Genomic DNA, 16,557 nt, shown 5'->3' with positions numbered 1-16,557 from the left:
AAGAGCTCAATTATAGCCTTGTTTTTCTTCCTCGGCAACAGCGTTCATCCAACAACATCCAGAAAGGCCCACGGATGTCCATCTCAACGACACAGCAACGGCTGCCGTTGGCGGACATAGAGCATTCGTGATCACGCTTCCTCTAATTGGACGGAGGCCGCGCTAAAGGTTGGAACTGGCTTGCCTAGTGCCGCGCTTGCCCCGCGTAGCTGCATCGTCTCTAAGAGCATGCGTGCGAGCACAGCGATGGGCTGCATGCTGCGATATGACCCAGTGGCGGATAACTGAGTAGGACCGTCATGCAACAGGCTCACACGGAGCACAGCGCTCAGTTGCAGAATGCTTTGTCGGTATATCAGGATTCTGAAGGAGTATGAGGTACTCGGTTCTCCCCCATGACCATCTAAGCATGGCCACCGGCTGCTATCGCGTGTGCCCTGTGAAACCACTCCGATATCAGACCATATCGAATCGGTCTTGATGGGCTGGACGCACCCCATGACGCTGGCACCGTGAGCGCCATTGTCGAGCGTGCTTCTTCTCTGTTGCTCGATGGGCCGGCAACTGGTCGATTCTTGCACAGTGAGCAAGAGAGGGTTAAGTGTGGCGGATGCGATGATCTCTTCCGTCCACGTTCCAGGGCATCGTCCCGGGCATAGCCACAGGCATAACGACACAACAGCCCCTTGGGCAAGAAAGGAGCCGGTGATGTAGCGCTTCCGAAAGGAGACGAAAACATGCACAAGGATCCACCATTATCAAAGGTGTTCTATCGTCCCATCGAAGCTGCCATACGGTGGGCTGGGTTGTTGCGGTACAAGGCGGTGATCCTCACATCGATCGCATCACCGCGCTGCCTGCCGCAGATGTTGGACTGCCCGCGATGGAACGAGTGTCGGCTGTACTCGGAACGCATCTACGACGGCATCCTCAACTCTGAACTGCCCTTCGGCAGGAACGGGATCACGCTCAATGACCCCGCACTCGTGAGTTCACCCGACCTGACCGTCCGCCACGTCGATCTGAAACGCTGGATGTGTACCCACTATCCTGAGCATCGGCCCGGATTCCTGTTCAGCCGCAGCGAGCGCATGGCGCATCCTTTCATCACCATGGAAACAGGTCAGGCGCTCCTAGTGGAGCGGCTGGCCCTGAAATCCGCCTTGGAGCAGTCCAAGCGCCAACTTCGCGAGCTGCAGGAAAAGCACGACGCGCTCCTCAAACAGTCCACCGCGATTCCTGCTTGCACTCAATGTGCGATCAGCGATCGGGCCGAGGCCACTTACCTGAACATCATCGGTGGCATGCTGGAACTGATGCTTGGCCAGTCGCCTGCTGGCACGCCGTACTCCAGCTTAAAGACCCAGGAGGCGGTGGTGAACGCCTTGGTCGCCCATCACCGTGGCGTCATGGGGATCGCGGAGCGGACATTGAACGGCAAGTTCGCCACAGCCAGGCGCCGGCTGCATAGCGTCACCCTGTGAAATTTTCCAGCTTGTATATGCAAGCGCGGAGATTGCATTTGCAATGTCTTTCCGCAGCCAGGTCTATTGAATAGAGGTCACGCCAACAAACGCCACTGAGCGTTCAGGAGTGACCGCCATGCCGCAAACACCTGTGCTGCCACCGAACGAGCGCCGCATCCTGCGGCTCGATGAAGTCGAAGCGAAGTCCGGCTTCAAACGCGCCCACATCTACAACCTGATGAAGAAGCGCCAGTTCCCGCAGGCGCTGCGCCTCGGCATTCGCGCCGTCGGCTGGGACTCGGTCGAGATCGACCAGTGGATCGCCGACCGCCTCAACAACCGGTCTTGACCGCTTTCCCTCGAATTTCCCATTCTCAGACGGAGAGCGCCATGCAGGTTGTATCCATCATTTCGACCAAGGGCGGCGTGGGCAAGACAACCACCGCCGCCAACCTCGGCGGACTCGCCGCCGATGCGGGCTTGCGGGTGCTGCTGCTCGACCTCGACGTGCAGCCCACGTTGTCTTCCTACTACGAGTTGGACCGGTGCGCCCCTGGTGGCATCTACGAGTTGCTGGCCTTTAATGAGCGCGACCTTGATCGACTCGTGTCCCGCACGAGCATCGCGGGCCTGGACCTGGTGCTGTCCAACGACCACCGGGGCGAACTGAACACCCTGCTGTTACATGCGCCGGATGGACGCCTGCGGTTGCGCCATCTGCTGCCGGTGCTGGCGCCACTCTACGACTTGGTCTTGATCGACACCCAGGGTGCGCGCTCGGTGCTGCTGGAAATGGCGGTGCTCGCCTCCGATCTTGCGCTCTCGCCCGTGCCGCCCGAAATCCTCGCCGCCCGCGAGTTACGGCGCGGCGCCATACAGTTGCTGGAGGACATCGCGCCATACCGCCACCTGGGCATCGAGCCGCCGACGCTGCACTTGCTCATCAACCGCGTCCACCCGGTATCCGCCAATGCACGGCTGATCCAGCAAGCCCTGCGCGACCTGTTCCAGGACCATGCCGGCATCCGCGTGCTCGCCACCGACGTGCCGGCCATCGAAGCGTATCCACGCGCCGCAACACGCGGCCTGCCCGTGCATCGGATCGAGTACCGCCAGCCACCCGGCAGAGTCGCGCCCGCTGCGCTCGACACCATGCGCGCGCTCGCCAGCGAACTGTTCCCTCAATGGCGGGGCCAGCTCGCTCAAGTGTCAGGCCGCCTGCAGCGACCTCTTAAAACCGGGAGGCTTCATGGCGAACGCACATGAACTGGCCCGCGGGCACAAGCGGCTGCGCGCCCTGATCGAGTTCGCCGTAGGCGAAGGCTGGCACGTCAAGCGCACACGCGGCGGGCATCTCAAGTTCACCAAGAACGGCTGCGCCGCGATCTATACCAGCTCGACTGCAAGCGACCACCGCGCGGAGTTGAACGCCCGGGCGCAGATCCGACGCGCCGAGCGCGAGGCCCGCATGGCACAGGCCGATGGCCTCCGGGGAGGAGGCCATGGCTGACATGACCTCCCAGGACATGGCCGGCAAGCTGCTTGCCGCCGGGTTCGAGCGCAGCGGTCCCTCGGCCACGGCCTTGAGCGACCCGATTGCCGACACACCCATGGTCGTAACGCTGGACCAGTTACGTCCCTACGAGCACGACCCGCGCAAGAAGCGCAACCCTGCCTACGAAGAAATCAAGGCATCGATCCGCGAGCGCGGCCTGGACGCAGCGCCGGCCATCACCCGCCGGCCAGGCGAAGACCACTACATCATCCGCAACGGCGGCAACACGCGGCTGGCGATCCTGCGTGAACTCTGGTCGGAAATCCGGGACGAGCGGTTCTTCCGCATATCGTGCCTGTTCCGCCCCTGGCCCGCGCGAGGCGAGATCATCGCATTGACCGGGCACCTTGCGGAAAACGAGTTGCGCGGCGGCCTCACCTTCATCGAGCGGGCGCTCGGCGTCGAGAAAGCCCGCGAGTTCTATGAAGCGGAAAGCACCGCCACGCTGAGCCAGTCAGAACTGGCCCGCCGCCTAGCCGCCGATGGCTACCCCGTTCAGCAGTCACACATCAGTCGCATGGCCGATGCGGTGCACTATTTACTGCCCGCCATCCCGACCGTGCTCTATGGAGGGTTGGGCCGACACCAGGTCGAGCGGCTGGCGGTCATGCGCAAGGCCTGCGAGCGTACCTGGGAGCAATATGCAAAAGGCAAATCACTCCCTTTGGACTTCGAAGGATTCTTCCAAGAGGCGCTGTCGCAGTTCGACACTCAGGCGGACGAGTTCTCGCCACAGCGCGTGCAGGATGAGCTGATCGGCCAGATGTCAGAATTGTTGGGCATCGACTACGACGTGCTGGCGCTGGATCTGACCGAATCCGAGAGTCGCCACCGTGCCTTGCTCAGCGACCCCACGCCGCCCTCGACGGCCCCCACATTGCCTGAGTCTAGTGCCATTACGAGGCCGCCGGTCAAGCCGGCGCCTTCGGCCACGGCGCCTTCATCTCCTGCGGAACCGTCATCAGGCGTGCCTACCACGCGCGAGGATGATACGGCCGCTGACGCGACGTTCGCGGGAAGCCCTGCGGCAGAGCCTGACGGTCTGCTTCAGCATCACATCGTCTCGCCGGCACCGACGACCGAGCGTCTCCAGTCCATCCAGCGCATGGTCGCCGACGAGTTGGGAGATGCGCTGCCGCCCGATTTCTCGACCAACGTGCTGCAGTCCATCCCGGTGCAGGCCGGTGGCCTCTATCCCATCTCCGATGTCTGGTACATCGATCCGGGCCTGGACATGCCCGACCGGCTACGCATCCACATTGCACAGTTCGCGCGCGAGATCGCCAGCGAGGTGAATCTGGACGGGTGCATCGAAGACCGTCCCGACGGTATCGGGTTCGCATGCCGTGGCCGAGCCCCATCGGGATCGAGGCACGCCGTGATGGTGCTGCTAGCGTGCCTCGCTGGTCAGAACCCGGCCGAGGTCGGCCTGGACAATGGGCAGCTCGCACTCGATCTGCCGACGCTGCTGCTCGGTCAGGGCCAAAGCCACGACGCCCAGGCCGCGCGCTTGAGCGACACCGCAATGGTCAAGCTCTTTCGGCTGCTGCGTCTGGCCCGGCGCCTGCTGGATTTGGACGCCGGCACTGCGGCTCCCAGGACCTGAGCGAGGAAGCCTGGCATGTCCGCACCGCACCCCCTCAACCAGGCCGTCATCGCCCAGGCGCTGTATGACCTGCGCAATGGACAACTGCGGCGCTGCAAGCTGATGGGGTTCGGTGAGGAGGAACTGGACGCGCTCAAGCACCCCGCGTTGATCAGCGTGCTGGCCAACGCGAGTGTGTCGTGGTGTTCGGTGACGGTCAATCGCGAAGTGCTCCGGCGACTGCTCAAGCAGGCGCAGGACGTGGAGAAGGAGATTGCCACGGTCGATCGCATGTTGCGCCTGGGTTCCAGCACAGAAATGGTGAGCCGCTTTTACGGCCTCACCCACCAGGAAGTCGCCCTGCGGCGCGAGATCCTTGGCCTGCCCAAGCGCAAGGGGCGCCACCCTGTCTTGGACGAGACCCAAGATACGGAACTGTGGCGGCAATGGAAGGCCGTGACCAGCAGCAGAAACGTCGATCTGGAGGACGAGACCTCAATTCTCGATGCGGCAATGAACCTAGCCGAAGGCATGTCACTGCCGCTGTCGGTGGTCTGGGCCGCGATCAAGAACTGGGTCGATCAGGGATTGGGATAAGCGATGGCCGTGGACGACACCGCACAACGCGCGCCGCGCCAAGGCCGTGTCGCCCTAACTGATCTGTTCGAGGGCGCTCTGAAGGAACTCGCGTCTCGTTCCAGCGCACCCGCGACCGCACCCAACGACGGCTTCCTCTTCAGCGGCAACCGGCACGAGAGCGTGCCCAGGCGACTGTTCCTCGATCGTCGGCTCACGCCGCTGGAGCGCAACGCATGGCAAGTGTTCAGGTTGTTGCTCAACCAGGACGGGGTAACTGCGTTCCCCACTTATGAGCAGTTGCGCCCCTGGCTGGCGTCGATGCCCTGCGCAGGATCAGCCTCGCATGAAACCGTGGCACGGGCGTTGACGCTGCTGCGCCTGACACGCTGGCTGAGCCTGGTGCGGCGGCGACGCGACCCCAAGACCAGCCGCATCCTCGGCAACCTCTACGTGCTGCATGACGAGCCCCTGACCCCGTTCGAGGCGATGCAGTTGGACGCCGACTACCTGGAGTTGGTCAGCCAGGCCCTCGGCCACTCGGCCAAGGCCGTGCAGGTCGTGGGCCTGAACACCTTGAAGGAGATCGCGGACGACCCGCTGCTGTCCGGCCGCACGTTGCCGTCGCGGCTGCAGGTGCTTGCCGAGCGCCTGGCGCGCCAGGGCATCGCGGCGCCCGAAAGTTATCCACAGGAGGGAGCCTCCGACGATTCCGAAGAAGGGCCCGCGAGCCTTCTTCGGAATGGCGAACGCCCCTCTTCGGATTCCGAAGCAGGGCCGAAACCCGCACCAGACGCCTCTCTTCGGAATCCGAAGCAGGACCGTACTGTACGTAGTAGTCGTATTGATGAAGTACGTACTACCGCGCGTGAGCGTGGGCAGGCGCGCGCGATGCAGGGTGTTCGCCTGCCCGAACGCTTCCTCGGTTTGAAAGAAGAGCAGCAGGCCGGTGCCTTGGTGGCCTTGCAGCAGGTCGATGCCTCACTGCGCCAGTCCGTGCTGGACGAATGGGCCGAGCGCTGTCGTGGCAGCGCCATCCGCAACCCGGCCGGCTACCTGTTCGGCATCATCCAGCGGGCCATCCGTGGAGAGTTCAATGCGTGGGCCAAGCAGGCTGGGGCGGCACCCCCACCCGCCGCCGCGCGAGATGCGCCACCTGAGCCACCACGCAATGTGGTTTTGCCCGAGGTGACCCGGCAGCACATCGAACGGCTGCGCGACCTTCTGCGCAAGAGTTGAACGTTCGGTGCGATCAGACCATGAAGCGGACGCCTATGGCGTTCGGTGGAGCTATCCCCTGGGGATAGCTTGTTGGCGGTGATGGATCTCGGACGTGGACAGGCCGCGTATCGAATGGTCGCCTCAGACGTGGACCATCTGCGTAGGCCTCGGCGAACAGCTTTCCTTGGCGCTCCTTGGAGCTATCCCCAGGGGATAGTTGTGATGCAGGGTTTAACGCCCGCATGCTGGTCCAGCACGACGCGTTTCCCAGCGCATGTCCGCCGCCATTGGCGCGAGCAGCGCTCCGTGGTGTTTGATGGAGCTATCCCCTGGGGATAGCTCTCGCCGCGCGCGGCGATCACTGATGAAAACCGGGGACTGGCCCATTTCGGTTTGTTGACTGACGGCCTTCCAGTTCCTGCCCAAGCTAGTCGCTCCTTTCCTTTCGGCGGGCGGTCACCATGGCAACCAACGAACCTTTGCAACTGAATCTCGGCTCCCTGCGCAGTGCGATGTCGCTGACGCTGCACACCCATCACGCTTCCCGCATCTGGCACGGTCGTGCCGCCGCCGAGGGCCGACCGGGCATCGTTGGCTTGAATGGATACATCGCCGTGATGAACAAGATGAAGCGCGGTGCGGAACAGGATGATCCCTACAGCGACTGGTGGATGCTGCGCATCGAGGACAAGCTCGACCAGACCAAGACCACGCTGCAGAAGTTGCGCGAGCAGGTGGACCAGGCGCTGGCCGGCGTGCCCGCAGCATTGACCTTAGGCGAAAACCTCAACGTGCAGCCCGTCAAGCTTCCCCTGTTCGTCAACGCCCAACTGGGCTTCGCAGCGGTCTATCTGCTGGCCGACTACGACGACATCGCCCGCAAGCTGATCCTGGCCCACCACACCGCGCTCATCGACCGCAGCACCTTGGAACGCTGGCTCAACGAGGGCGCACATGCATTGCGCAGCCTGTTCTCGCTGGCCCAGCAGTACCGCTACTCCGGCTGCACTCGTGATGACTTCGCGGCGAAGAACGCCGCGGCGCGGGCCGCGCTGGAGAAATATGGCGAGTTGCCGCAGGACGTGCTCGAAGGCACGCGCCACTCGAAGTTTGCGCCGCCCGTCGTGCGCCGCGGTTTGCAACAGCGCAGTGATAGCACTGCCGCAGCCGCACCTCCCAGCGACGAAGGCACTGCCGCCGATCCGGCGGAGGCCAGCACCGGCGAGGACGAACAGGCATGAACGAACCGAACCGCGAACCGCGCTACTTCCGTGGTCTGGAACAGCCCACCTTCATGCAGCTGGAACACGCGGCCTCTCTAAAAGGCCTTTTAAAGCCCTTTAAAGGTAAGGGGGACTTCGAGGCCTGGGCCAGCCAGTGCTTCGCCATGCGCGACGCACTGATCGGTTTGGCGCAGCGACAGGTGCTGCCACAGGCTGGCGGGCATCCCTTCCATCTGCTGCCCATTGAACTGGCCCAGCAGACCACTGGCGCAGGAACGACCTTTCTGCGCTGGCGCAGGCACGACCGTTCGGCCATGGGCGTGGCCCTGTGGCAGGAGCTGATGGCGAGCACCGGCACGCCGGTCAACCTGCTCGCCGACCTGCACGCGATCGAGCTTCAGCGCATCACGCTGAACATGCAGATCAGCCTGCTGCACACCCTGGGCAGGCAGGCGCAGGAATGCGCCAGCAAGGCCGCCGAAGCGGACGACGCCTACCTGCGCCGGCTCACGTCCCTTCCCGCCGCCATGCGCGATCGGTGATTGCGCCGGGCATCCCAGCACGCGCCCGGCGCCGACGAGGCACGGGTATTTCAACCACCACGGAGATCACACCATGAGCACGCATTTTTCCGGCGAAGGCAACATCGGCTCACCACCGGAGTACCGCGAATTTACCAACGGCAACGACGAGCCCAGCCGCCTGCTGCGCCTGAACGTCTATTTCGACAACCCTGTGCCGAAGAAGGATGGCACCTTCGACGATCGCGGCGGCTTCTGGGCGCCGGTAGAAATCTGGCACCGCGACGCCGCGCACTGGAAGGATCTCTACCAGAAGGGCATGCGCGTGCTGGTCATCGGCCGCATGGAGCGCGAACCCTGGACGGACAACGAAGATCAGCCGCGCGAGACCTGGCAGATCAACGCGCGTAGCGTCGGCATCCTGCCGTTCCGCATCGAATCCGTGGCACTCAGCCCGAAGCCGCAGGAGGGAGAGCCCAAGCCCCAGGCCGCACAGGAACCGACTGCGCCGAAGGAAGCCAAGCGCAGGAAGTGAACCGGCATGGAGGGCGGTCGCACATCTTCGCCGCCCTCCATGCTCTCGCGAACTATCCCCAGGGGATAGCGCCATCAACGTCCACCGGCTTCCACGCGCTCCCGAAAATCGCGGCTCCCGGCCCGTACACCACCGGCTGCACGCCAATCCCGCCGCAGCCATTCCATCTCGTGAAAACGGTCGCCACCGCATGCAGCTTGTTTGCTGCCGCCCCTGCCGGTGCTCGGCATGCTCGATGCCAGCAACGCCATGAACAACGGGAATCGGATGGACGGACATGCGGCTGTTTCTGTGCGAGAAGCCCTCTCAGGGCAAAGACATCGGGCGGATTCTCGGCGCAACGCAGCGCGGTGAAGGCTGTCTCAACGGTTCCGGAGTCACCGTCACCTGGTGCATCGGCCATCTCGTCGAGGCTGCAGCGCCCGAAGCCTACGACGAGCAGTTGAAGCGTTGGTCCATCGAGCAATTGCCCATCATTCCCCAGCACTGGCAGGTCGAGGTCAAACCGAAAACCGCCACGCAATTCAAGGTCGTCAAGGCGCTCTTGGCGAAGGCGACCCACCTGGTCATCGCTACCGATGCCGACCGCGAGGGCGAGTTGATCGCTCGCGAAATCATCGACCTGTGCGGCTACCGCGGCCCCATCGAACGCCTGTGGCTGTCGGCGCTCAACGACGCATCCATTCGCGCCGCACTCGGCAAGCTCCGGCCATCGGCCGAGACATTGCCGATGTACTACTCGGCGTTGGCGCGCTCTCGGGCGGACTGGCTCGTCGGCATGAACCTTAGCCGGTTGTTCACGGTGCTGGGACGGCAGGCCGACTACGACGGTGTGCTGTCGGTCGGCCGCGTCCAGACCCCGACGCTCAAACTGGTCGTTGACCGCGACCGTGAGATCGCAGCCTTCGTGTCCGTGCCGTACTGGGCCATCGACCTGTCCCTGTCCGCTGGCGGCCAGCCTTTCACCGCGCAGTGGGTTCCACCCGGCGGCTGCACCGACGACGCCGGCCGATGCGTGCAGCAGCCCATCGCCCAGCAGGCCGCGCAGCAGATCCGCGCCGCGGGCAGTGCCCAGGTGGTGTCGGTCGAGACCGAGCGCGTGCGTGAAGGCCCGCCGCTGCCGTTCGACCTTGGCACCTTGCAGGAGTTGTGTTCCAAGCAACTTGGGCTGGACGTGCAGGAGACATTGGACATCGCCCAGGCCCTGTACGAAACGCACAAAGCCACCACGTACCCGCGCTCGGATTCCGGCTACTTGCCTGAAAGCATGTTCGCGGACGTGCCAACTGTTCTGGACAGCCTGCTCAAGACCGATCCCTCGTTGCGCCCGACCATGGGCCAGCTCGACCGCTCTCAGCGCTCGCGCGCCTGGAACGACGGCAAAGTCACGGCGCACCACGGCATCATCCCGACGCTCGAACCGGCGAACCTCTCCGCCATGAACGAGAAGGAACGGGCGGTGTACCGGCTGATCCGGGCGCACTATCTGGCTCAATTCCTTCCTCACCAGGAATTCGACCGCACGGTGGCCGAGCTTTCCTGCGGCCAGCAGAAGCTGACAGCGACAGGCAAGCAGGTCGTGGTCAAGGGCTGGCACCTAGTACTGGCCGAGCCCGAAGGCGAAGCTGGCACGGGCGAGGACGGCGACGCTGCGGCGCGCAGCCAGGTACTCCCCGCGCTGCGCGAGGGCCTTGCGTGCCAGGTGGCCGAGGTCGAGATCAAGGCGCTCAAGACGATGCCACCCAAGCCCTATACCCAGGGCGAGCTGGTCAAGGCGATGAAGGGCGTTGCGCGCTTCGTGACCGACCCGCGCCTGAAGCAGAAGCTGAAGGACACAACCGGCATCGGCACCGAGGCGACGCGGGCCAACATCATCAGCGGGCTGATCACCCGCGGCTACATCGTAAAGAAGGGACGCTCCATTCGGGCATCGGATGCGGCTTTCACCCTGATCGACGCTGTGCCCGCGGCGATTGCCGATCCTGGCACCACCGCCGTGTGGGAGCAGGCGCTCGACATGATCGAAACCGGCCAGATGACCCTGGACGCCTTCGTCAAGAAGCAATCCGCCTGGATCACGCAGCTCGTGCAGCAGTACCGCAGCATCACCTTGTCCATCAAGCTGCCTCAAGGGCCTGCCTGCCCGCTGTGTGGTGCTGCCACCCGGCAACGCACAGGCAAGAGCGGTGCGTTCTGGTCGTGCGTACGGTATCCCGACTGCAAGGGGACGGTAGCCATCGAATCTAAACCGGGACACCGCACCAGCGGCGGCAACCGCAGCAAGGCACCCACGCAGCGCCGCTCGTCCAAGTAACCGTCTCACCGAACCCCGTCGCATCGGCCGCGACCGATGCACTGGCCTCGCCCCCCGCGAGGCACCCAGCACGCACAACCTTCTGCGATGTGTGCATGTCCGCATCGGCCGTTCCTGCCGACGCGGCGAGAAGGCGTATTGGTCCATCGCCCGCGTCCGTGGGCGCTTTGTTCCGCGTGTTTCCGTTTTCCCGGTCGGTCTCCCAACGGCTTGCGGCGTGAGCCGCTGGGAGACCCACTGGGTCAGCGGTAATCGATGCCGGCGCCTACCGGCGAAACAACAGGCTCCTTTTGTACGCGGATGCGCGCCAAAGGATTTCGGCCCCAACCACGACACGGGCCGGGTGCGATCGCTGATGCAGCGACAGGCTCTACCGACGGCCACGTTCTGCGACAGCCCACAGGTGGTTTCCTCCTCGACAGCCGAAGACCTGCGCGGTCTTCGGCGCCTTTCTCCCGTCCATCCATGACCCGTGAAAGGAGAAAACCCATGCACCACCCATCTATTTACTTGCCTGCGTTGCAGTACGGCAGCGTGTGCAGCGGCATCGAGGCGCTCAGCCTCGCCTGGAAACCTCTCGGCTTGCAACCGGCCTGGTTCGCAGAAATCGAACCATTCCCCAGCGCGGTGCTCTCGTACCACTACCCCGGTGTCCCGAATCTCGGCGACATGACCCTGATCGCCGGCCAGGTTCGCGCCGGCACCGTGCCAGCCCCCGACATCCTGGTCGGCGGAACCCCTTGCCAATCTTTCAGCGTCGCTGGCGACCGGCTCGGCCTGTCCGATCCGCGCGGTGCGCTGAGTCTCGCCTATGTGGAGTTAGCCAATGCCATCGACAAAGCCCGTCAGCAAAACCACTGCTCGCCGGCCACGCTCGTCTGGGAAAACGTTCCAGGCGTCCTCAGCGATCGCAGCAACGCCTTCGGACACTTCCTGGGCGCACTGGCCGGAGAAAGCCGTGCGCTCGAACCGCCAGGGGAAAAGTGGACGCACGCGGGTTGTGTGTCTGGACCCCGCCGCCGCATCGCGTGGCGGGTGCTCGACGCCCAATTATGTGGAGCTCCACATAATTGGGCTTATGGATAGCGTAGCGTTATGAAAAGTCGGCGTAACGCAACCAATAATAACAGGTACTTGCGCCGAACTTACTTCACATAATCAACCAGCGGGCCGGTGATCCTTTCCCAGTGATTGCAGCCAACTGAGCAGTTCGACATCCTGGCTCCACGCCGGATATGGGGTTCTTGACGTGCTTGGATAGGCCATTTCCAACGCAGCCTTCTTGCTGTCCAGATCTGCCCGCGCATAGATCTCTGTCGTCTTAATATCGGAGTGGCCGAGCAGGTCGCGGATGTAGATCAGATTCACGCCAGCCTGCAGCAGGTGCATGGCTTTGCTGTGTCTCAATGTATGCGGACTGATTTTTGTCCCCAGTAGACCCGGATTTACCTGCGCGACTTCCCTGGCATACTTCTGCAGAATGTAGGAGATGCCTGCCCTTGTTAGCCGCTTCCTGACGTTGTTGCAGAACAATGGCCTGTCTTTTTGCTCCGGGTACTGCCCGTGATGCTCCTGCAGATATGAAACTAAAAGAGCCGTCGTCGGCGCCAGCAGAGGGACCAAACGGACTTTGGCCCCCTTGCCCAACAGCCGTGCGGTTGCCGGTGCTGTCAGCTTCAAGTCGCTCACGTTCATGTTCGCAAGCTCCTGAACTCTGGCCCCCGTGTCATACAGTACGCTGAGCAGAACCAGATCTCTTCGTCCCATAGGTTTCCGTGCATTGGGCTGCTGGAGCAGCACTTCCACAGCCTCAATGGACAGGTAGTCCACAGTTGAAGATTGCCGCTTCTTGAATTGGATATTGAGGATTTGTTGGCACAGGAGGATATGCTCTGGATAGATCGACATCACGAAGCGAAAGAAGCTCGTTATCGCGCTGAGGCGTTGATTCCTTGTATTGACGGAATTGCCCCTGTCCTGCTCAAGCCACAGAAGAAACGCTTGTATTTGCTTCTGATGCAAATCCGCAATGCAAATCCGCTCGATCTTCACGCCGGCCTGATGCTCCATGAATCGCAAGAGGATAGAAAACGTATCTCTGTAGGACGCCACGGTGTTCGCGCTCATTCCGCGGTGCGCGGCCAGGTGCTCTCCCAGGAATTTGGACAATGCGTATGCGAAGTCAGTTGGCTGCCGATGCTTAGTCATCCAAAGCCCCCTCGGTCAAATGATTGATCTCGGGGAAGATGTGTCCGAGTCTCGCTTCAAGCGTCGAGGTTATGTCCGGATACACCTCGGCTGTCAGCCTCAGGTAGTAATAGGTCGAAGTGAGATTGGCGTGCCCCAGGTAGGCCGAGAGTACAGGCAACAGGGCGTTCAGGTCTGCCTTCTCCTTAGCCCATCGGTTAAGCCGATGGCAGACGAACGTGTGCCGTAAATCGTGGAGCCGTGGACCACGGTCTTTGCCGTAATACGGTATCCCCACCTGCCACAGAATTTGTCTAAAGCGTCTTCCAAAGTCGCCCGGGCTGCAAGGTTCGAGCTTCCTGTTGAAGAAAAATGGCGCGAAGTCATTCACGCCTGTCAACGCTTGCGCTGCATATGCCCGACATGTTTCGGCCAGAGTGCTTGACATGGGAACAAGCCGCTCATGGTCGTTCTTCCCATGCCTGACATGCAGAACGCCGTGATCCAAATCGACATCGCGAACTTGTAGCGCAAAGACCTCCGAAATCCTCAATCCGCATCCATACAGGATCTTGATGACCGTGGGGATGGAGCGATGCATCAGTCGTGACGCAGGGCTTGGCTTCAGGGCGCTCGTATAGTCGAATATTCGACCGATCTCTTCGCCAGTGAAAATGTACGGGACGTGCGAACTCTTTCGAGGAATCCTGGCTGGAAGAAGGAAGGACGAATGCCCTTGCCGTTCAAGAAACCTGGCGAAACGATGCATCTCACCCACACGAGAATGCCGCGTGGATTCGGCTTCGTTCGGACGTTTCTTGCACCAGGCCGAAGCCAGTTCTTCAGTGATGGTGAAACCCTGAATGCTGTAGCCCTTGCTGAAGTTATCAAACATGCGCAGGAGCATCGCCTGCTGCTTATACACCCGCCCCAGGGAGCGCATCTGGGTCACGAACGCATCGCACATCGGTGCGAAAGGGCCGGTAAAGTAAGTTTTTGATGTAGACATCAGGCCACCTCCAGCGCGCACAGGCGCAGTTGCGGCAGGTTGACCTGAACGTACCCGTTGGTGCTGCCAATATCGAGATGGCCAATAGTGTGGGATATGGTCTGAATTGGAACCTGCTTCTGTAGCAATGTCGTCGCCAGGCTATGACGCAGTGAATGAACGCCTCGGGGCTTGTTCGCTGGAACATGGATATCTGCCCTGCGAAGGTATTGGATCATTTGCTGATGTAAAGCAGACGTCAGACCATCAAACGGCGCGATATGTTTTATGAATACGAATTGGCAATCCGACTGCGGCCGCCCGTTCCGCAGGTAGTCAATAATTGCCCACCCAACTTCATCCATAATCGGAAGGTCAAGTGGCTTTTTTGTCTTTTGTTGAACGATCGAAATCACATGCCTTGACCAGTCAAAGTGATGGAACATCAGTCCACGAACATCACTGATCCGCAGCCCGATTCTTGCCAGCAGAAGAAAGATCGCATAGTTTCGCTTGCCAAGAGCATTGCTCCTGTCAATCGCAGACAGGATCTTCTCGGTCTCATCAGTTGAAAACACTGTTGGCAGTCGCTGACGTTTTTGGCGTCGGACGATGGGTATCGCGTTGTCGAAGTTCTCGACATGAAATCCATTGGAGCAAGCGTACTGAAAGAGCTGCTTCAGAATCCGCAGCGTCGAGCCGACGGTATTCGATGAAAATCCGGCCAACGACTCAATGTACGAATTGATGTGCTGAATCCGGATGAGTCGGAAGTCTTCAATGCCGAGATGGACCAGGAAATGTTCAAGCCGAAACAGCCGACTTCGCCACGTGTGGAGCGACCCAGGGGCAACCCCTTGGGCGGACAAGTGCTGTAGAAAGCCTTCGAACACTCGACGATAGGACTTCGTGAAGCCTTTCAACGTGGCGTGTGATTGCTTGAAAACGGTCCCATACCGTTGGAAGTCGCTGAGAAGATGGATTGCTCGATGGATGTTGTGGGAAGCGTCGGGGTCATCAAGGCGGTGTCCATAGTGGTTCTGGATGAACTCGCGCGCCATTTCCATCGAAAACGCACCGGAAGCGTTTTCGTTGGCATAGGGAACCAGATTTCTCCAGATTGAATTAAGGCGGGTGATAGTGGCGCCGCTGTAGCCCATCACTTCCAGCTTCCCGGTCAGTTCTTCTACCAGCCGAGCCGTCTCCTGTACGACATTTCTGTTCTTCATGCTCATATCTCCGATTTGCGTGGCGACATGCCACGAAAATCATCATCGGAGATTATGTTGAGCAATAGCTTGGGAGAGGTCTGAGTTTTGGGGCCTGAGTGCAGTTTCTGTGCATAACGCAGTGCTATCCATAAGCCCAATACTTCGGCGTTGCCCAGCGCCGTCGTCGTGTGTTTCTTGTGGCAAGTGGTCGAGACGATCTCGATCCCACCGCAGTACTTTTTGAGCCCGGTGGCGTGTGCGGGCATCCTGCGCCGGGCCATGCACCGTGGCAAGACGCTTCCCCACATGCTGCACCAGGTGCTGATGCAGCAAGCGGCTTTGCCGGATTGAAGCCAGCCTACGGCAAGGTGACGTACTCGTTCGGCGGTGGCAACACGAAGGGGCCGATCGACGTGGCCGCCTGCCTGACGGCGGCACCCGGCGCCAAGAATGACTTCGAGGTCGAAACCTTCACCGTGCAATCGGTGACGGGCTCAATCAGCCATGCGCTGAACACTGCGAACAACGGCAAGGGGTGCAGCGAAGACGGAACGGGGCGTGGCGTGCCGATCATCGCTATTCGCCCCGAATCCACGGTCGTCGCCTTCGCGCAAAACAATCGCAGCGAGGTACGCCTGGAGTCGGGCCACGGGCAAGTCACCGGGACGATCATGTCCGGCGGAAAGCCAGGGTATGGCCAGCCTCTCGTCGCCTGTGTGGCGCTACGCGGCCGCGAAGCCGGCGTGACTGCGGAACTCTCGCTCGTGTTGTCTCCCGCGCTGCGCGCGAGTAGCGGCGGTGGTGACAAGGGCCATGTGCTTGCACCGACCTTCGAGGCTCATTTTCGCTACGAAGCTAACGAGCCAGGTGATGCGGACTGGTCGCAATGGCGCGTGCGCCGGCTTATGCCGATGGAATGCGAGCGCCTTCAGGGCATGCCCGACGACTATACGCTTATTCCATACCGCGGCAAGCCCGCCGCAGATGCGCCGCGCTACAAGGCGATCGGCAACTCGATGGCGGTGCCATGTGTGGCCTGGCTAGGCGAGCGCCTGTTGCAGACATTGCGCGGAACACGGTGATGAAGGGTTTCTGTTTTCCGGGCGACAGGAATCTGCGTTGCGCTGATGCTCCCTCCATGCGTCGCTGACTTCGTCAGCACCATGCCAGCAGCC

Annotated in this window: 16 protein-coding genes and 1 pseudogene; 14 read left to right on the top strand and 3 right to left on the bottom strand. The window is 61.7% G+C overall.

The genetic code is table 11. The features are described 5' to 3' along the window. Nucleotides 1-737 precede the first annotated feature (737 nt). From BGK68_RS16810 to BGK68_RS16755, 12 genes and pseudogenes are all read left to right on the top strand, one after another. Nucleotides 738-1,484 carry a hypothetical protein gene (locus BGK68_RS16810; RefSeq protein ID WP_075258026.1) on the top strand — a complete coding sequence of 249 codons (747 nt, stop codon included), beginning with the start codon at nt 738-740 and terminating at the stop codon, nt 1,482-1,484. Between the two features lie 118 nt (nt 1,485-1,602). Continuing rightward, nucleotides 1,603-1,815, top strand: coding sequence for an AlpA family transcriptional regulator (locus tag BGK68_RS16805; protein WP_075258025.1), 213 nt, complete (start codon nt 1,603-1,605; stop codon nt 1,813-1,815). Between the two features lie 41 nt (nt 1,816-1,856). Beyond that, on the top strand, nt 1,857-2,732 hold the full coding sequence (locus tag BGK68_RS16800; protein ID WP_075258024.1) for a ParA family protein: 876 nt from the start codon (nt 1,857-1,859) through the stop codon (nt 2,730-2,732). Next, complete coding sequence (locus BGK68_RS16795) at nt 2,716-2,976, top strand: hypothetical protein (protein ID WP_075258023.1); 261 nt, start codon at nt 2,716-2,718, stop codon at nt 2,974-2,976. The genes BGK68_RS16800 and BGK68_RS16795 overlap by 17 nt, the downstream gene beginning before the upstream one ends. Further along, nucleotides 2,969-4,627, top strand: a complete 1,659-nt coding sequence (locus tag BGK68_RS16790; protein ID WP_075258022.1) for a ParB family protein — start codon at nt 2,969-2,971, stop codon at nt 4,625-4,627. The genes BGK68_RS16795 and BGK68_RS16790 overlap by 8 nt, the downstream gene beginning before the upstream one ends. 15 nt (nt 4,628-4,642) lie before the next feature. After that, nucleotides 4,643-5,203: a DUF2857 domain-containing protein gene (locus BGK68_RS16785; RefSeq protein WP_075258021.1), complete on the top strand. Its 561-nt coding sequence runs from the start codon at nt 4,643-4,645 to the stop codon at nt 5,201-5,203. Nucleotides 5,204-5,206: 3 nt separating this feature from the next. Beyond that, complete coding sequence (locus tag BGK68_RS16780; protein WP_075258020.1) at nt 5,207-6,421, top strand: STY4528 family pathogenicity island replication protein; 1,215 nt, start codon at nt 5,207-5,209, stop codon at nt 6,419-6,421. Between the two features lie 443 nt (nt 6,422-6,864). Next, nucleotides 6,865-7,644: a PFL_4669 family integrating conjugative element protein gene (locus BGK68_RS16775; RefSeq protein WP_075258019.1), complete on the top strand. Its 780-nt coding sequence runs from the start codon at nt 6,865-6,867 to the stop codon at nt 7,642-7,644. After that, a complete protein-coding gene (locus tag BGK68_RS16770; RefSeq protein WP_075258018.1) occupies nt 7,641-8,168 on the top strand; it encodes a DUF3158 family protein in 528 nt (175 codons plus the stop codon). Before BGK68_RS16775 ends, BGK68_RS16770 begins: the two co-directional genes overlap by 4 nt. Nucleotides 8,169-8,241: 73 nt before the next feature. Next, a complete protein-coding gene (locus tag BGK68_RS16765) occupies nt 8,242-8,682 on the top strand; it encodes a single-stranded DNA-binding protein (RefSeq protein ID WP_075258017.1) in 441 nt (146 codons plus the stop codon). A gap of 277 nt (nt 8,683-8,959) precedes the next feature. Further along, the gene (locus BGK68_RS16760; RefSeq protein WP_075258016.1) at nt 8,960-10,996 is read left to right on the top strand and encodes a DNA topoisomerase III; all 2,037 of its coding nucleotides are present in this window, start codon (nt 8,960-8,962) and stop codon (nt 10,994-10,996) included. Nucleotides 10,997-11,485: 489 nt separating this feature from the next. Next, nucleotides 11,486-12,055: pseudogene (locus BGK68_RS16755) on the top strand (DNA cytosine methyltransferase); the annotation flags it as partial. Between the two features lie 99 nt (nt 12,056-12,154). Here the strand turns inward: BGK68_RS16755 and BGK68_RS16750 are convergent. The 3 genes from BGK68_RS16750 to BGK68_RS16740 are packed head-to-tail and all read right to left on the bottom strand — an operon-like array spanning nt 12,155 to nt 15,400. Then, nucleotides 12,155-13,204 (bottom strand): site-specific integrase, encoded by a 1,050-nt coding sequence (locus BGK68_RS16750; RefSeq protein ID WP_075258014.1) that lies wholly within the window; start codon nt 13,202-13,204, stop codon nt 12,155-12,157. Further along, the gene (locus BGK68_RS16745; protein ID WP_075258013.1) at nt 13,197-14,192 is read right to left on the bottom strand and encodes a tyrosine-type recombinase/integrase; all 996 of its coding nucleotides are present in this window, start codon (nt 14,190-14,192) and stop codon (nt 13,197-13,199) included. The genes BGK68_RS16750 and BGK68_RS16745 overlap by 8 nt, the downstream gene beginning before the upstream one ends. Beyond that, nucleotides 14,192-15,400: a site-specific integrase gene (locus BGK68_RS16740; RefSeq protein ID WP_233149327.1), complete on the bottom strand. Its 1,209-nt coding sequence runs from the start codon at nt 15,398-15,400 to the stop codon at nt 14,192-14,194. Before BGK68_RS16740 ends, BGK68_RS16745 begins: the two co-directional genes overlap by 1 nt. 177 nt (nt 15,401-15,577) lie before the next feature. Between BGK68_RS16740 and BGK68_RS28740 the strand changes: the two genes are divergently transcribed. Further along, on the top strand, nt 15,578-15,733 hold the full coding sequence (locus BGK68_RS28740) for a hypothetical protein (RefSeq protein ID WP_456077587.1): 156 nt from the start codon (nt 15,578-15,580) through the stop codon (nt 15,731-15,733). Beyond that, complete coding sequence (locus tag BGK68_RS16735; protein ID WP_456077586.1) at nt 15,730-16,464, top strand: DNA cytosine methyltransferase; 735 nt, start codon at nt 15,730-15,732, stop codon at nt 16,462-16,464. The genes BGK68_RS28740 and BGK68_RS16735 overlap by 4 nt, the downstream gene beginning before the upstream one ends. Nucleotides 16,465-16,557: the final 93 nt, after the last annotated feature.

The organism is Herbaspirillum camelliae, assembly GCF_001929405.1.
Lineage (GTDB): Bacteria > Pseudomonadota > Gammaproteobacteria > Burkholderiales > Burkholderiaceae_D > Herbaspirillum > Herbaspirillum seropedicae.
Note: the sequence above shows the minus strand (reverse complement) of the source record. Positions and strands in the feature narration are given on the sequence as shown.

What these genes read in the sequence shown, in the direction of transcription:
- BGK68_RS16810 (WP_075258026.1), top strand. Translation starts at nt 738, where the DNA reads ATGCACAAGGATCCACCATTATCAAAGGTGTTCTATCGTCCCATCGAA.
- BGK68_RS16805 (WP_075258025.1), top strand. Translation starts at nt 1,603, where the DNA reads ATGCCGCAAACACCTGTGCTGCCACCGAACGAGCGCCGCATCCTGCGG.
- BGK68_RS16800 (WP_075258024.1), top strand. Translation starts at nt 1,857, where the DNA reads ATGCAGGTTGTATCCATCATTTCGACCAAGGGCGGCGTGGGCAAGACA.
- BGK68_RS16795 (WP_075258023.1), top strand. Translation starts at nt 2,716, where the DNA reads ATGGCGAACGCACATGAACTGGCCCGCGGGCACAAGCGGCTGCGCGCC.
- BGK68_RS16790 (WP_075258022.1), top strand. Translation starts at nt 2,969, where the DNA reads ATGGCTGACATGACCTCCCAGGACATGGCCGGCAAGCTGCTTGCCGCC.
- BGK68_RS16785 (WP_075258021.1), top strand. Translation starts at nt 4,643, where the DNA reads ATGTCCGCACCGCACCCCCTCAACCAGGCCGTCATCGCCCAGGCGCTG.
- BGK68_RS16780 (WP_075258020.1), top strand. Translation starts at nt 5,207, where the DNA reads ATGGCCGTGGACGACACCGCACAACGCGCGCCGCGCCAAGGCCGTGTC.
- BGK68_RS16775 (WP_075258019.1), top strand. Translation starts at nt 6,865, where the DNA reads ATGGCAACCAACGAACCTTTGCAACTGAATCTCGGCTCCCTGCGCAGT.
- BGK68_RS16770 (WP_075258018.1), top strand. Translation starts at nt 7,641, where the DNA reads ATGAACGAACCGAACCGCGAACCGCGCTACTTCCGTGGTCTGGAACAG.
- BGK68_RS16765 (WP_075258017.1), top strand. Translation starts at nt 8,242, where the DNA reads ATGAGCACGCATTTTTCCGGCGAAGGCAACATCGGCTCACCACCGGAG.
- BGK68_RS16760 (WP_075258016.1), top strand. Translation starts at nt 8,960, where the DNA reads ATGCGGCTGTTTCTGTGCGAGAAGCCCTCTCAGGGCAAAGACATCGGG.
- BGK68_RS16750 (WP_075258014.1), bottom strand. Translation starts at nt 13,204, where the DNA reads ATGACTAAGCATCGGCAGCCAACTGACTTCGCATACGCATTGTCCAAA.
- BGK68_RS16745 (WP_075258013.1), bottom strand. Translation starts at nt 14,192, where the DNA reads ATGTCTACATCAAAAACTTACTTTACCGGCCCTTTCGCACCGATGTGC.
- BGK68_RS16740 (WP_233149327.1), bottom strand. Translation starts at nt 15,400, where the DNA reads ATGAAGAACAGAAATGTCGTACAGGAGACGGCTCGGCTGGTAGAAGAA.